Genomic DNA, 13,201 nt, shown 5'->3' with positions numbered 1-13,201 from the left:
CGGCGGTGATCCCTGGTCGATGGGCTGGCGCAAGCTTTGCGTGATGCCATCCGGGTCAACCGGATCGCCGCCATGCCCGACTTCATCGCGTTCCTTGCCGCATCAGCGTTGTTCTGCGCCGCCGTCATCGTACTGAACGGCCTGACGCGACTTCTGCTGCAGCTCAGCGGGTCGTTCGGCGATCTCGCCGAGAACGGCTTTGCCCAATACGGGCTCGCCCTCGCCGTTGCGTGTCTCGTCTGGCGCCGCGCCATCCGCCGTAATGCTCTGTGACGCCGGCCCGAGTCTCCGTGACCCTGCGTCACCGAAGAGCCGAATGAAAAGCCCTGACCGTCGCCGGGGGAAAACGTGGCGAAGCTGTGACGAGCCCAGGAACCGTCCCGCTAACTTGGCGTTATGCTGTCATGAGGTCGCAGCCGATGCTGCACCGTACTTGATGAAGGGTTGAGTCACATGCTCGGATGGGCCGTTACGTTCCTGGTCGTCGCCCTCGTCGCGGCGCTGCTTGGTTTTGGTGGCATTGCCGGCACGGCAATGGAAGCCGCGAAGCTCGTGTTCTTCGTCGCCATCGTCCTGTTCGCCATCTCGGCCGTGATCGGCCTGATGCGCGGCCGTTCGCCGACGCTCTAAGGCCCCTCGGCGCCAAGGCGCCAGGCAACTGAGCCTACGAAAAGGGCCGCTCGCGATGAGCGGCCCTTTTCTATTGACACGCGGGATGTTGCCGGCCGGATATCCTTGCAAGATGGACCGCCGAGGCGAGGCCGCTCACGTCAATCCTGTGGATCGGACTTCCCGGTCGAGGCGTCGAGCTGAGCGATAAGGTCTCGGAATCGATCCGGCACCGGCTGCTGTACGATGGTGTCGTACATTGCCCGGAGGTGAAGTCCGATCCGCTTCTGGGTATGGTCACTCAGGCCCTGTCCGGACACAGCGTCGCCTGTCTTCGGGTCGGCGCCCTCGGGTGAGGGGCCGGCACCCGGTCCGTTTTCGTCCATACGTCGGTCCCCTTGGATGTCGACAAGCGACATCGCCGCGATTGTTTTGCGGCTTCACATAGGCCATGGCTGCACCTGCAACGCTGGTGTGAACAATCGGTTCCCGCCCAGCGGAACGGAGCCCTGCATTCCGCGTTGTGGCGGAGGCGCCCGATAGAACGGCAAAGCCAAGGGGATATAATGTCGACAGCTCAACTCGTCGTTCAGCATCTGCCGTACCTGCGCCGTTACGCGCGGGCGCTGACCGGCAGCCAGGTTGCTGGCGACGCCTACGTGGCGGCCACCCTGGAAACCCTCGTGAACGAGCCGGAGACGCTCGGCCGCAGCTCCAACGTGAAGGCTGACCTGTTTCGCGTCTTCACCCGGATCTGGAATTCACTGTCGGTGAATGGACAGAGCGAGCAGGTCCAGCATGATCTGCCGGCGGAGGTCCGCCTCGGCCAGATCACGCCGCTGCCGCGCCAGGCCTTCCTGCTTTCCTGCCTCGAGGGCTTCTCGGAGGAGGACGCCGCGATCATCCTCGACGTCGATGTCAGCCAGGTCCGTGACCTGGTGGACGAAGCCGGGCGCGAGCTCGCGGCCGACATGGCGACCGAGATCCTCATCATCGAGGACGAGCCGCTGATCGCGATGGATCTCGAAGCCCTCGTGGAAGGCCTCGGCCACAACGTGATCGGTGTCGCACGCACTCGCACCGAAGCGATCAAGATCGCCTCCGGTGGCACCCGCCCGGGCCTGATCCTGGCCGACATCCAGCTCGCCGACGGCAGCTCCGGCCTCGACGCCGTGAACGACCTCCTGAAGACCTTCGAAGTTCCGGTGATCTTCATCACGGCCTACCCTGAGCGCTTCCTCACCGGCGAGCGCCCTGAGCCGGCCTTCCTCATCGCCAAGCCGTTCCAGCCCGCCAACGTCTCGGCGGTGATTAGTCAGGCCCTGTTCTTTCAGCAGAGTGCCCGTCGACGCGAGGCGAAGTCCGCCTGATCGTCTCTCTGCAGGGGCGCCCGCCGCGCACCACGATCGACTTCCAAATGTCGAAACGAACCCCGGTCCAACGGCCGGGGATTTTTTTCATGCCGATGGATTTGAAGCCCCTCAGCTTACGGTGCGCGCACAAAAAAAACGGGTCGGAGAAACTCCGACCCGTCGAAAGGTTCCGGCCAATGCACAAGGGGAATGCGGGGGAGGACCAGGCGGCCGGGTGCAGGAACAACGACGGGCATTCCGGTCGGTTCCGATGGTACGATCCGAGGAGTGATTTTTCTCTTGTCCGATGCAGATTTGCCACGGGACCCGAGTGAACGGCGGCCCAACCCGACCGATCAAGAGAATGCGATGCATTGCCTTAAGGACTGGATATCCAGATCAAAAGGGTTAAGGAACCGTTGTTTTCGGTCTGCGTTGAACTGACAACCTGTCAAGCTCTGCGCGGAGATTACGACGATGTCTCGGTCTGGCTTCCTTCTCAGCGTGACTGGACCCGCCGCGATATTGACGTTGCTGATTCATCCGACCATCCGCCAAGCTGCTGATCAGTGGGCGCCGGTGGCAAAGCCCGCAATCTCACTCGCTCAGCAGGACATCCCTGACGTTCGTGTACTTCCGGCCACAGTCGGCCACGTCCATCTCGCGTCCGTTCCGAGCGCCGCACCGCGTTCGGAGCCGGTCACTCCGGCCTTGGGTCGGACGGCCAGCGACAAGGACATGCCGCGGATGCGCAAGCCGCTGCAGGAAGGTTGCGAGCGTGCCATCAGTTCCCTTGCCGGCCCGGAAGCTCGGCGCATGGTGCCGGGCCGCTGCATGACCTGAGCCGCCCGCGGCGGATCGAGGACGATAACGAAAACGCCCCGCTCCATTAGCGTCCGGACCCATAACGGTGGCGCGGACGGCGTAGGTGTGATTCACGGCTCCCATGGGAGGGGCCGATGGATCAGTTCTGGCTGACGGACGAGCCGTTTGCGCGGATCGCACCGCACCTGCCCACCGACACGCGGGGCAAGGAGCGCGTGGACGACCGGCGGGTGATCAGTGGTATCGTCCACGTGCTCAAGTCCGGCGGCCGTTGGACGGACGCGCCGCGGGACGTCTACGGGCCGAAGAAGACGCTCTACAACCGCTTCGTGCGCTGGGCGGCCAAGGGGGTCTGGGTCGGGTTATTCGAGACGCTGTCCCAGGCCGGCGGGCCGCCCTCCCAGGTGCTGATCGACTCCACCGCCGTGAAAGCCCACCGCTGCGCCGCCGGGGGTAAAGGGGGGAGCAAAACCAGGCCATCGGCCGCTCGCGGGGCGGGCGCACGACCAAGATCCATGCTCTCACCGACCGCGCCTGCCGCCCGCTCGCCTTCCTGCTGACTGGCGGGCAGGTCGCCGACTGCAAGGCCGGTGCGCTGCTGCTCGAACGCCTGCCCGCCTGCCGCGTCGTGCTGGCTGACAAGGGCTACGACAGCGATGCCATCCGCCGACAAATCGAGGCGGCCGGAGCCGCGCCCAACATCCCGCCCAAGGTCAACCGGCGCTGGAAGCCGTGCTTCTCGCCTGTGCTCTATCGGGGCCGCAACAGCATCGAGCGGATGTTCGGTCGCCTGAAAGACTTCCGCCAGATCGCCACGCGCTACGACCGCTCGGCGATCAACTTCCTCGCCGCCGTCTGTCTCGCCGCGACCGTCAGCTACTGGTTATGAGTCCGGACGCTAGGACGGGGCGTTTTCGTTAGTTCGAAGCAAAAAAGGAAGGCGCGCAGCCCATGAGGGCTACGCGCCGAACGACAGTCACTCGTCGCCGGGACGGCCCGAGCCGCTCGACTGTCCGCCCTTGCGGCCCGCATTCGAGGCCAACTCGCGATCCTGCGAGAACGAGCGCTTCTCGGCTGGCACGCTGCGGCCACCCTTGCTCGCGATCTCCCGCTGCCGTTCGAGGTCCATCGATGCGAAACCTCGCTTCGAGGTGGAATTTCCTGATGCCATCAGCGCCTCCTCAGCTTTGCGTTCACTGCCAAGACAACCTTTGCCAATATCGATGGTTCCTCATCTGATCGCTGAGCGAGCAGTCCAGGCCCCGACGATTGGCGATTAATTTAAGCTTAACCGTTAGATCTGGTGGCTGTTCTGGGGAGCCGGGACGCGCGGCGAATCGCTTCGCTGGGGGCGCCGCGGCCTATGGACGGGCGGGGTCTGGACAAAGCGGTGCCGACCCGCATTGGATGCTCCAGGATCGTGCCGTACCCGAAGGGACGTCGCGTCACGGGAGCACGCTCAATGACCCTCGAGACCGAGGTTTCGTCCCTTCGCCAGGTGCCCCTGTTCCGCGGCGTCGAGCCGTCGCGCCTGAAGCTTCTCGCCTTCACCAGCGAGCGCGTGCATTTCGAGGCCGGCCAGCAGCTCTTCGCCCGGGGCGACGCGGCCGATGCGGCCTATCTCCTCCTGGAAGGGTCGGCGGAGGTCTCCATCGACGGACCGCAGGGTCCTTTTCGCCTCGCTCTGCTCGGCGCGAACGCCCTCGTCGGCGAGATGGGAATCCTCGCGGACCAGCCGCGCTCGGCGACCGTCGCCGCCGTCGATCCGGCCACGGCCCTGCGCATCGACCGGACGGTCTTCCTGGAACTGCTGGCGCAGTTCCCGCCCATCGCGATCGCGGTGATGCGTGAACTGGCGCTGCGCCTTGAACAGACCAACCAGCAGCTTGCCCAGAGCCGCGGTTGACGCCGCGGGCCTGGGCGTGCCCGTGTCTACGAAGACGCCGGATAGGTGATGAATTCCATCAGGGAGCCGTCGGGGTCTCTGAAGTAGAGACTGACTCCGGCGCCCGCCGCCCCGTTGCGATCCACGGGACCGAGCTCGACCTCCACGCCCAGCGAGGCGAGGTGATTTGCGGCCTGCTCGATCGTCCCCGACCAGCGGAAGCACAGGTCACTGTTGCCCGGCTGTACGGGAATTCTGGCCAGCGGGGTCGCGTTCACGCCGGGACCGTGCACGTTCAGCTGGACGCCCCCGAAGCGATAGGCGAAGGCCGCGCCGCGCGGGATGATCTCGGCCCCCATCACGTCGCGGTAGAATGCGTTCGAGCGCTCCCAATCCGTGACATGGATGACACAGTGGTCGAGATGAACGGCAGGGGCGAGGTCGGCCAGAGGGGCGCCGGCATCGATCTCGGAAAGCACCTGCGTCTCGACCATCGTCATCCGTGCCCCGGGGCCTTGGGCGGCCTCGACCCATCATGGAAGTCCCGTTCCCGGGATGCAATGCGCGAGGCGCAGAGCGGCCCGGCCGGCCACCGGCTCCCGGCACGGCCCCACTCGCCGCGCGGTCGGCCAGGCACGCAATATCCTACCTGCGGCGGGAATGACACAACGTCGGCGGCCCGGGAGCGGTAGTCAGGGGACAGAGCCGTCCTCGGACGCATCGCAACGTGGAGATGTCCATGCCGTCCCGCCGCCTCATCCTCGGCCTGATCCTGATCGCGCCCCTCGCGGCGTGCCAGTCCCGCGGCGCCGTGAATCTGGCGCAGGACGACGAGGCGGCCTGGTACACCGGCACGATGCCGGACAAGCCCTACGACGTCCCCCTGGTCGACAAGTCCCGGCTCGATCCGAAGTACCGCCGACAGGTGGTGCGCTATACCGGGCCGGAGAAGCCCGGCACGATCGTCGTCGATATCGACAACCGGCAGCTCGCCCTGGTGCAGGAGGACGGCACGGCGGTGCAGTACGGCGTCGGCGTCGGCAAGCTCGGCTTCTCGTGGAAGGGCCAGGCCCGGGTCGGACGCAAGGGCGTCTGGCCGGACTGGAGCCCCACCACCACGATGGTCTCCCTCAACCCGGACCTGCCGCGCACGCGCAAGGGCGGCGTCGACAATCCCCTCGGCGCCCGCGCTCTGTACCTCTACCAGGGCAACCGCGACATCCTGTTCCGCATCCACGGCACCAACGAGCCGTGGAGCATCGGCGAGCAGATGTCCTCGGGCTGCGTGCGCATGCTCAACGAGGACATCGTCGACCTCTACGAGCGTGTGCCCGTCGGCACGCAGGTGCTGGTCAAGCGCAACGGCAAGTACCGGGTCTGACACCGTCCCTGCGCTGCGGCGCGATGCAGAGACGTCCTGAATCCGTGCCGGAGTGCGCCCCATGACCATCACGATTTCCAGCCTTCAGCCCGTCATCGCCCTGGCGGCCGGCGTGCTGATCCTGATCGTCCCGCGGCTACTGAACTTCATCGTGGCGATCTACCTGATCCTCGTCGGCCTGATCGGCCTCGGCGTCTTCCGCGCACTCGGCTGATCCGGCAACGGCTCCGTTACAGCAGGGCCGAAGCGTCACGCTGTCCCCGCCTGGACGAGCCGTTCATCTTGCGTTGCAGCAGAAGATGGTCCAACCCGCCGTGTTAGGCATGGGGCAGTGTTCACTCCTGCAAGCGGACGGATTCAGATGGGCAAGTGGGTCTACTCCTTCGGTGACGGCAAGGCCGAGGGCCAGTCGTCCATGCGCAACCTGCTGGGCGGGAAGGGCGCGAACCTCGCGGAGATGTCGAATCTCGGTCTGCCGGTACCACCCGGTTTCACCATCACGACCGAAGTCTGCACCTACTACTACGACCACGGACAACAGTATCCGGAAGAGTTGAAGGGCCAGGTCAAGGCCGCCCTCGACGCCGTCGGCGCGCTCACCGGACGCGGCTTCGGCGACCCGGCGAACCCGCTCCTCGTCTCGGTCCGCTCGGGCGCCCGCGCCTCGATGCCGGGCATGATGGACACCGTGCTGAACCTCGGCCTCAACGACGTCACCGTCGAGGCCCTGGCCCAGGGCGCGGGCGACCCGCGCTTCGCCTACGATTCCTACCGCCGCTTCATCACCATGTACTCGAACGTCGTCCTCGGCGTGGAGCACCACGCCTTCGAGGAGGCGCTGGAGCACTACAAGGAAGGCAAGGGCGTCAGCCTCGACACTGAGCTCGGGGCCGAGGACTGGAAGCACCTCGTCGGCAAGTACAAGGCCATCGTGAAGGCCGAGCACGGCTCCGACTTCCCGCAGGCCCCCGAGGATCAGCTCTGGGGCGCCATCGGCGCGGTGTTCGATTCCTGGATGATCCCGCGCGCCAAGAAGTATCGCGAGCTGAACAGCATCCCGGAGAGCTGGGGCACGGCCGTCAACGTCCAGGCCATGGTGTTCGGCAACATGGGCGACACCTCGGCCACCGGCGTCGCCTTCACCCGCAACCCGTCCACCGGTGAGCGTGCCCTCTACGGCGAGTTCCTGATCAACGCCCAGGGCGAGGACGTGGTGGCGGGCATCCGCACCCCGCAGGACATCACCGAGAAGGCCCGCATCGAGGCGAAGTCCGACCGTCCGTCGATGGAGCTGGCGATGCCCGACTCCTACGCCGAGCTGGTGCGGATCTACGGTCTCCTCGAGACCCACTATCGCGACATGCAGGACATGGAGTTCACCATCGAGAGCGGGAAGCTCTGGATGCTCCAGACCCGCAACGGCAAGCGCACGGCCAAGGCGGCCCTGCGGATCGCCGTCGATCTCGCCGCCGAGGGCCTGATCACCGAGGAGGAAGCCATCGGCCGCGTCGAGCCCGCCGCCCTCGACCAGCTCCTGCATCCGACCATCGACCCGAAGGCCGAGCGCAAGGTCATCGCCGCCGGCCTGCCGGCCTCGCCAGGCGCCGCCACCGGAGAGATCGTGTTCAACTCCGAGGATGCCGAGGCGGCCCGCAAGGCCGAGCGCAAGTGTATCCTGGTACGCGTGGAGACCTCGCCGGAGGACATCCACGGCATGCATGCCTCCGAGGGCATCCTCACCACCCGCGGCGGCATGACCAGCCACGCGGCCGTGGTCGCCCGCGGCATGGGCAAGCCCTGCGTCTCCGGCGTCGGCTCGATCCGCGTCGACTACAAGGCCGGCACCCTCTCGGTCGCCGGAACCACCCTGAAGGCCGGCGACAAGATCACCATCGACGGCTCGACGGGCCAGGTGCTCCTCGGCGAGGTGGCGATGCTGGAGCCGTCCCTGTCAGGCGAGTTCGCCACCCTGATGGGCTGGGCCGACAAGGTGCGCACCATGAAGGTCCGCACCAACGCCGACACCCCGACCGACGCGCGCGCCGCCCGCAACTTCGGCGCCGAGGGCATCGGCCTGTGCCGCACCGAGCACATGTTCTTCGAGGGTGACCGCATCGTCGCCGTGCGCGAGATGATCCTCGCCGACGACGTCGAGGGCCGCCGCGCCGCGCTGGCCAAGATCCTGCCCTACCAGCGCCAGGACTTCGTCGAGCTGTTCACGATCATGTCTGGCCTGCCCGTCACGATCCGCTTGCTCGATCCGCCGCTGCACGAATTCCTGCCGCACACCGACGAGGAAGTCCGCGACGTCGCCACCAGCACCGGCGTGTCGGAGGACAAGCTGCGTCGCCGCATGACGGAGCTGCACGAGTTCAACCCGATGCTCGGCTTCCGCGGCTGCCGCCTCGCGATCGCCTTCCCGGAGATCGCCGAGATGCAGGCCCGGGCGATCTTCGAGGCCGCCGTCCAGGCCGCCAAGGAGACGGGAGCACCCGTGACTCCCGAGGTGATGGTCCCGCTCGTCTTCACCAAGATGGAGTTCGACATCGTCAAGGCCCGCATCGATGCCATGGCGAAGGCCGTCGCTGCCGAAACGGGCGGCACGGTTGATTACCAGGTAGGCACCATGATCGAGCTGCCCCGGGCCGCGCTCCGGGCCGGCGACATCGCCGAGACCGCGGAGTTCTTCTCCTTCGGGACCAACGACCTGACGCAGACCGCCCTGGGCATCTCTCGCGACGACGCCGCGACCTTCCTGGGCGCCTACACCCAGAAGGGCATCCTGGCCGCGGACCCCTTCATCAGCATCGACCAAGAGGGCGTCGGCGAGCTCGTGCGCATCGGCGTCGAGCGCGGCCGGGCGGTTCGGCCCGACATCAAGCTCGGCATCTGCGGCGAGCATGGTGGCGACCCGTCCTCGATCGCGTTCTGCCAGGAGGTCGGGCTCGACTACGTGTCGTGCTCACCCTACCGGGTGCCGATCGCCCGGCTCGCGGCCGCCCAGGCGGCCCTCGCCGCGAAGACCGCGAAGACCGCCAAGTAGGCATCGGGTGCGGTGCCGCGGGGACCTCGAAGGGGTCGTCGCGGCCCGACGAACACGGATCGGGACGGCGGCGCGCCGTCCCGGACCGTCGGTCGAACGAACCGTTCAACAAATTGTCGAAAACGCGGCGAACCGATTACGCGCGGGCACGTTCAGTGCTAGTGCCAAACCGTTGCGCGCAGGCAACCCTGCTCACAGGGGAGGCAGCCAACGCGTGGGATCGCCGGCATGAACGACACCAGCCCACCCCCCCTGTTTCTCAACGAAAATCCCGTCGCCGTCCCGCTGCCCCGCATGATGCAGCAGGCGTATCTGTGGGTCGTGGCAGCCCTCGGCGGCCTCGCCACGGTCGCGTTGTTCGTCTTCGCCGTCGCCACGCAGAGCGGGGCCGATGCCGAACGGATCGCCGGCGCGCAGGAGAGCGGACGCTCCGGTCTCGCGACGCTGGTGGGCAACCTGGCCGCGATGCACGGGCGCCCCGGCGCGCTCTGACGCCTCCGCTTAACCGCTCCGCAACCATACCGCACGATAGTTGAGCGCAACGGCCGCTTCCGCGCCCTCTTGGGGCCGAGCGGTCTGAGCGTTTGGCATTCGGGTGCGAGTCGGTTGCGTGGGTAGGAAACAGGTACGGCGCGCGTCGCATCTGCGCTGGCTCAGCGCCGCGATGACACCCTGGGCGGCCGGAATCGGCCTGCTCGTCTCCTTCACCGCCACGGCCGGCACCGACCTCTCGCCGGGCGCCGCCGGACGGGCGGCGGGCAACGGCCGTCTTCTGGCGACGGCCTCGCCGGGCGCACGCCTCGCCGGAACGGAGACGCGCTCGCATGCTCCACACCGGGTCTACACCCGCGGCACCCCCGAGGGCTTGCCACTGGTCGAGGGCCGGGGGGACGCCCTGGTCGTCCGGACCAGCCTCGCGGATCCGGCGAGCGGCTTGCTGGAATCCGGCTCGGCCACCTGGAACCCCGACCTCGACGCCGGCTTCGTGCCGGCACCGGATCTTGGCCTCGATCCGAACGGGGAGGGGGAAGGTTCGGTGATCGTGGTGGAGGACGGAGCGACTCCGGCCATTCCCCGCGCGGAAGCCCTCTCCTCGACCACCCCGGCCCCGGCGGACGCGACGCCGATCGAGATCGCCGCGGCGAGCCTGGCCTTTCCGGGCCTGTCGCCCCGGGGATCCCAGGCGGACGGTGCCACGCCGGGTGCGACCGCGCCCCCGGACGTCGCACGCCATCGCTACGCCGACCTGATCGGTCCCGACGCCATGGACCGCGAGCAGCGCTGCCTCGCCGAAGCCGTGTACTTCGAGGCCCGCAGCGAATCCGAGGAGGGTCAGGCGGCCGTCGCCCAGGTCGTCCTGAACCGGGTGAAGAGCGGCCTCTATCCCGGCAACGTCTGCGGCGTCGTCTATCAGAACCGCCACCGCTACATGGGCTGCCAGTTCTCCTTCGCCTGCGAAGGCAAGTCCCTGCGCATCACCGACGGGCCGTCCTGGCAGAACGCCACCCGGATCGCCAGCGCGGTGATCGAGGGGCGCACCTACCTCAGCGAAGTCGGCGGAGCCACCCATTATCATGCGGATTACGTGAAACCGGGCTGGTCGCGGCGGCTGAAGAAGATGGATGTCATCGGGCGGCACATCTTCTACCAGCTCAAGCGTGGGCAAACCTGATTTTCTAAGCAGTTCCTCGAGTTTTTACCTAAGCAGTGAAACTTCTAAGTAGTCCTAAGCTTGGGTTAATTTTACCTTGAGTCTCGATACAGCTTGATCGAGCGGCAACTTGGCGGCCTCTGGAACGTCGAGATGCGCGCGGGCTTCGCGCGCCATCCCGTCCTGTACAGCGTCTCGAGCCGAGGAACCCGTCATGACCACGCCGGTCGCAGCCCGTATCAGTCTCGCCGCCATCGCCGGCGCCGTCATCACCCTCTCCTCCGCCCAAGCCGGCGGCTGCGGCGGCGCCGAGTGCTACCGCCACGTCAACACGCCTCCGGTCTACGGCGCCGTCTCCGAGCAGGTCCTCGTCCGCCCGGCCGAGACGGTCTATCGCACCATCCCCCCCGTCTACGAGACCGTCTCGGAGCGTGTCCTCGTCGCCCCCGGTGGCCGGGTCTGGCAGACCCGACGCGATGGCTATGGCGAGCTGATCGGCTGCTGGGTGGACGTCCCGCCGCAATATGCCGTGCGCCGCCGCCGCATCCTCGTACAGCCCGCGCAGACGATCCCCGAGACGATCCCGCCGCAATATGCCAGCGTCCGGCGCCGGGTCCTGGTGCAGCCCGCCCGGTCGGGCTGGGTCCCGGCCAATTACGGCCAGGGCGGCTATCCGGGCGCCTTCGGCCCCAGCCTCGCCGTCGGCTCGATCCCGGATGCCTTCGGCATCACCGGCGCCAGCTCGGCCGATGTCGGAGTCGGCCTCGGCTTCTCCTCCGGCAGCATCTACGACGGCTACTGAGACCCGCAGCGCCGACCCTGTATAGGCCCCGGACGCGAACGGCGTCCGGGGCCGCTTGATTCGAAGTGTCCGCGCCACACCTGAGACCGGTCAGCGGAGGTATGCCATGGGTCAGTTCAAGGCTTGGGTCGTCGAGAAGACCGAGACGGGGCAATCCCTCGCCTTCAAGGATTTCGACGACGCCGACCTGATGCCAGGCGACGTCACGGTCCGGGTTACCCATTCCACGGTGAACTACAAGGACGGTCTGGCCATGACCGGCAAATCGCCGGTGGTACGCCGCTTCCCCATGATCCCCGGCATCGACTTCGCCGGGATCGTCGAGACCTCGGACCATCCCGCGTACAAGGCGGGCGACGCGGTGGTGCTGACCGGCTGGGGCGTCGGCGAAACCCATCTGGGAGCGTATGCGCAGCGCGCCCGGGTGAAGGGCGACTGGCTGGTGCCGCTCCCGCCGGGCCTGAGCCCCGCCCAGGCCATGGCGATCGGCACCGCCGGTTATACGGCGATGCTCTGCCTGATGGCCCTCGACCACCACGGCGTCGCCCCATCCCAGGGACCGGTCCTCGTCACCGGCGCCTCGGGCGGCGTCGGGTCCGTGGCCGTCGCCCTGCTGGCCCGGGCCGGCTGGCACGTCATCGCCTCCACCGGCCGCGATTCGGAAGCCGCGTACCTGCGCGGCCTCGGCGCCTCGGAGATCCTCGACCGCGCGGAGCTGGGCCAGCCCGGCAAACCGCTGGCCAAGGAGCGCTGGGCGGCGGCGGTCGACGCGGTCGGATCGGTCACCCTCGCCAATGTCCTGGCGGGAACCAAGGCGGACGGCGCAGTCGCGGCCTGCGGGCTGGCGCAGGGCATGGACCTGCCGACCTCGGTCGCCCCCTTCATCCTGCGCGGGGTCTCCCTGCTCGGCATCAACAGCGTGACCACGCCGCAACCCAAGCGCCGGGCGGCCTGGGACCGGCTCGCCCGGGAACTCGATCACGACAAGCTCGCGGCGATGACCCGGACGGTGCCGCTATCCGGCGTCGACAGCGTGGCGCAGGCGATCCTCGCGGGCCAGGTCCGCGGACGCACGGTGGTCGAGGTCGCCGAAGCGTGACGGAACGCCAGGCGGGCGCCGAGCGTTTTTACCCCCATGAGTCAAGCATTTGTCCGTGAGCGTGATGGTGAGGAAGTGTTCGAGGATCTCCCCGAACGCACGATCTCGCCGCACCCGAATTTCGTTACCCCCGAAGGCTTGGCCCGGATCGAGGCCGAGGTTGCGCGCCTCCAGGCCGAGTTCTCGGCCCTGACGCCCGAGGCTCAGGCCGACGTCGCCCGGGTGAACCGCGACCTCGCCTACTGGACCGCGCGTCGCAGCTCCGCGCAACTGGTCGAGGCCGAGCCGGGCGACGTGGTCCGCTTCGGCTCGACGGTGACCATCCTGGCCGAGGACGACAGCCGTCGGACCTACCGGATCGTCGGTGAAGACGAGGCCGACCCGGCCCAGGGCACGATCTCCTACGTCTCACCGATGGCGCGTGCGCTGACCGGCAAGGTCGTCGGCGACGTCGTCGAGGTGAACGGTCACGAGAGCGAGATCCTGGGGGTCGCCTGACAGGCCACCTTCCGGGTCGCGCGACCAGGCAAGAAAAAAGGCTCGGATTGCTCCGA

At 67.5% G+C, this 13,201-nt stretch carries 17 protein-coding genes; 14 read left to right on the top strand and 3 right to left on the bottom strand.

What is annotated here, in order from left to right; all coding sequences use genetic code 11:
* Positions 1–72 precede the first annotated feature (72 nt).
* Together AC1MGR_RS18430 and AC1MGR_RS18425 are read left to right on the top strand one after the other, a co-directional pair.
* Positions 73–273: a hypothetical protein gene (locus AC1MGR_RS18430; RefSeq protein ID WP_108034400.1), complete on the top strand. Its 201-nt coding sequence runs from the start codon at positions 73–75 to the stop codon at positions 271–273.
* Positions 274–453: 180 nt separating this feature from the next.
* Entirely contained in the window at positions 454–630 is a 177-nt protein-coding gene (locus AC1MGR_RS18425) for a DUF1328 domain-containing protein (RefSeq protein WP_003599466.1), read from the top strand.
* A gap of 140 nt (positions 631–770) precedes the next feature.
* Here the strand turns inward: AC1MGR_RS18425 and AC1MGR_RS18420 are convergent, their stop codons facing one another.
* Entirely contained in the window at positions 771–995 is a 225-nt protein-coding gene (locus tag AC1MGR_RS18420; RefSeq protein WP_480232494.1) for a NepR family anti-sigma factor, read from the bottom strand.
* Between the two features lie 180 nt (positions 996–1,175).
* Between AC1MGR_RS18420 and AC1MGR_RS18415 the strand changes: the two genes are divergently transcribed.
* The 3 genes from AC1MGR_RS18415 (at position 1,176) to AC1MGR_RS18405 (ending at position 3,675) form a co-directional block, all read left to right on the top strand.
* On the top strand, positions 1,176–1,979 hold the full coding sequence (locus tag AC1MGR_RS18415; RefSeq protein ID WP_055953119.1) for a response regulator: 804 nt from the start codon (positions 1,176–1,178) through the stop codon (positions 1,977–1,979).
* Positions 1,980–2,492: 513 nt separating this feature from the next.
* Positions 2,493–2,804: a hypothetical protein gene (locus tag AC1MGR_RS18410; RefSeq protein ID WP_480232493.1), complete on the top strand. Its 312-nt coding sequence runs from the start codon at positions 2,493–2,495 to the stop codon at positions 2,802–2,804.
* A gap of 116 nt (positions 2,805–2,920) precedes the next feature.
* A protein-coding gene (locus AC1MGR_RS18405) for an IS5 family transposase (protein ID WP_480232492.1) occupies positions 2,921–3,675 on the top strand; the annotation gives its coding sequence in 2 pieces (ribosomal slippage) (positions 2,921–3,251 and positions 3,251–3,675; 756 coding nt in all).
* Positions 3,676–3,762: 87 nt separating this feature from the next.
* Here the strand turns inward: AC1MGR_RS18405 and AC1MGR_RS18400 are convergent.
* A complete protein-coding gene (locus AC1MGR_RS18400) occupies positions 3,763–3,957 on the bottom strand; it encodes a con-10 family general stress protein (protein WP_055953126.1) in 195 nt (64 codons plus the stop codon).
* Between the two features lie 291 nt (positions 3,958–4,248).
* Here AC1MGR_RS18400 and AC1MGR_RS18395 point away from each other — a divergent pair, with 291 nt between their 5' ends.
* Positions 4,249–4,692, top strand: a complete 444-nt coding sequence (locus AC1MGR_RS18395) for a cyclic nucleotide-binding domain-containing protein (protein WP_108034401.1) — start codon at positions 4,249–4,251, stop codon at positions 4,690–4,692.
* Positions 4,693–4,718: 26 nt separating this feature from the next.
* On the opposite strand, the gene AC1MGR_RS18390 is transcribed toward AC1MGR_RS18395, so the two are convergent.
* Entirely contained in the window at positions 4,719–5,165 is a 447-nt protein-coding gene (locus AC1MGR_RS18390; RefSeq protein ID WP_480232491.1) for a VOC family protein, read from the bottom strand.
* 245 nt (positions 5,166–5,410) lie between these two features.
* Between AC1MGR_RS18390 and AC1MGR_RS18385 the strand changes: the two genes are divergently transcribed.
* From AC1MGR_RS18385 to greA, 8 genes are all read left to right on the top strand, one after another.
* Positions 5,411–6,052: a L,D-transpeptidase gene (locus AC1MGR_RS18385; RefSeq protein ID WP_480232490.1), complete on the top strand. Its 642-nt coding sequence runs from the start codon at positions 5,411–5,413 to the stop codon at positions 6,050–6,052.
* A 61-nt stretch (positions 6,053–6,113) separates the two neighbouring features.
* The gene (locus AC1MGR_RS18380) at positions 6,114–6,266 is read left to right on the top strand and encodes a DUF3096 domain-containing protein (protein WP_082487738.1); all 153 of its coding nucleotides are present in this window, start codon (positions 6,114–6,116) and stop codon (positions 6,264–6,266) included.
* A 147-nt stretch (positions 6,267–6,413) separates the two neighbouring features.
* Positions 6,414–9,095 carry a pyruvate, phosphate dikinase gene (ppdK, locus tag AC1MGR_RS18375; protein ID WP_480232489.1) on the top strand — a complete coding sequence of 894 codons (2,682 nt, stop codon included), beginning with the start codon at positions 6,414–6,416 and terminating at the stop codon, positions 9,093–9,095.
* 228 nt (positions 9,096–9,323) lie between these two features.
* Entirely contained in the window at positions 9,324–9,587 is a 264-nt protein-coding gene (locus AC1MGR_RS18370) for a hypothetical protein (protein ID WP_108034405.1), read from the top strand.
* 172 nt (positions 9,588–9,759) lie between these two features.
* Entirely contained in the window at positions 9,760–10,767 is a 1,008-nt protein-coding gene (locus AC1MGR_RS18365; protein ID WP_480234833.1) for a cell wall hydrolase, read from the top strand.
* Positions 10,768–10,960: 193 nt separating this feature from the next.
* On the top strand, positions 10,961–11,548 hold the full coding sequence (locus tag AC1MGR_RS18360) for a hypothetical protein (RefSeq protein ID WP_480232488.1): 588 nt from the start codon (positions 10,961–10,963) through the stop codon (positions 11,546–11,548).
* 106 nt (positions 11,549–11,654) lie between these two features.
* Positions 11,655–12,647, top strand: coding sequence for an acrylyl-CoA reductase (NADPH) (gene acuI / locus AC1MGR_RS18355; protein ID WP_480232487.1), 993 nt, complete (start codon positions 11,655–11,657; stop codon positions 12,645–12,647).
* Between the two features lie 36 nt (positions 12,648–12,683).
* On the top strand, positions 12,684–13,145 hold the full coding sequence (gene greA, locus AC1MGR_RS18350) for a transcription elongation factor GreA (RefSeq protein WP_108034409.1): 462 nt from the start codon (positions 12,684–12,686) through the stop codon (positions 13,143–13,145).
* The last annotated feature ends 56 nt before the right edge of the window (positions 13,146–13,201 follow it).

Source organism: Methylobacterium sp. BI1 (genome assembly GCF_056680125.1).
This window is presented reverse-complemented; position numbering and strand designations above follow the sequence as displayed.

Coding starts and splice junctions, on each gene's coding strand:
- AC1MGR_RS18390 (WP_480232491.1), bottom strand. CDS start 5,165: ATGGTCGAGACGCAGGTGCTTTCCGAGATCGATGCCGGCGCCCCTCTG.
- acuI (WP_480232487.1), top strand. CDS start 11,655: ATGGGTCAGTTCAAGGCTTGGGTCGTCGAGAAGACCGAGACGGGGCAA.
- AC1MGR_RS18400 (WP_055953126.1), bottom strand. CDS start 3,957: ATGGCATCAGGAAATTCCACCTCGAAGCGAGGTTTCGCATCGATGGAC.
- AC1MGR_RS18385 (WP_480232490.1), top strand. CDS start 5,411: ATGCCGTCCCGCCGCCTCATCCTCGGCCTGATCCTGATCGCGCCCCTC.
- AC1MGR_RS18360 (WP_480232488.1), top strand. CDS start 10,961: ATGACCACGCCGGTCGCAGCCCGTATCAGTCTCGCCGCCATCGCCGGC.
- AC1MGR_RS18370 (WP_108034405.1), top strand. CDS start 9,324: ATGAACGACACCAGCCCACCCCCCCTGTTTCTCAACGAAAATCCCGTC.
- greA (WP_108034409.1), top strand. CDS start 12,684: ATGAGTCAAGCATTTGTCCGTGAGCGTGATGGTGAGGAAGTGTTCGAG.
- AC1MGR_RS18365 (WP_480234833.1), top strand. CDS start 9,760: ATGACACCCTGGGCGGCCGGAATCGGCCTGCTCGTCTCCTTCACCGCC.
- AC1MGR_RS18380 (WP_082487738.1), top strand. CDS start 6,114: ATGACCATCACGATTTCCAGCCTTCAGCCCGTCATCGCCCTGGCGGCC.
- AC1MGR_RS18420 (WP_480232494.1), bottom strand. CDS start 995: ATGGACGAAAACGGACCGGGTGCCGGCCCCTCACCCGAGGGCGCCGAC.
- AC1MGR_RS18430 (WP_108034400.1), top strand. CDS start 73: ATGCCCGACTTCATCGCGTTCCTTGCCGCATCAGCGTTGTTCTGCGCC.
- ppdK (WP_480232489.1), top strand. CDS start 6,414: ATGGGCAAGTGGGTCTACTCCTTCGGTGACGGCAAGGCCGAGGGCCAG.
- AC1MGR_RS18425 (WP_003599466.1), top strand. CDS start 454: ATGCTCGGATGGGCCGTTACGTTCCTGGTCGTCGCCCTCGTCGCGGCG.
- AC1MGR_RS18415 (WP_055953119.1), top strand. CDS start 1,176: ATGTCGACAGCTCAACTCGTCGTTCAGCATCTGCCGTACCTGCGCCGT.
- AC1MGR_RS18395 (WP_108034401.1), top strand. CDS start 4,249: ATGACCCTCGAGACCGAGGTTTCGTCCCTTCGCCAGGTGCCCCTGTTC.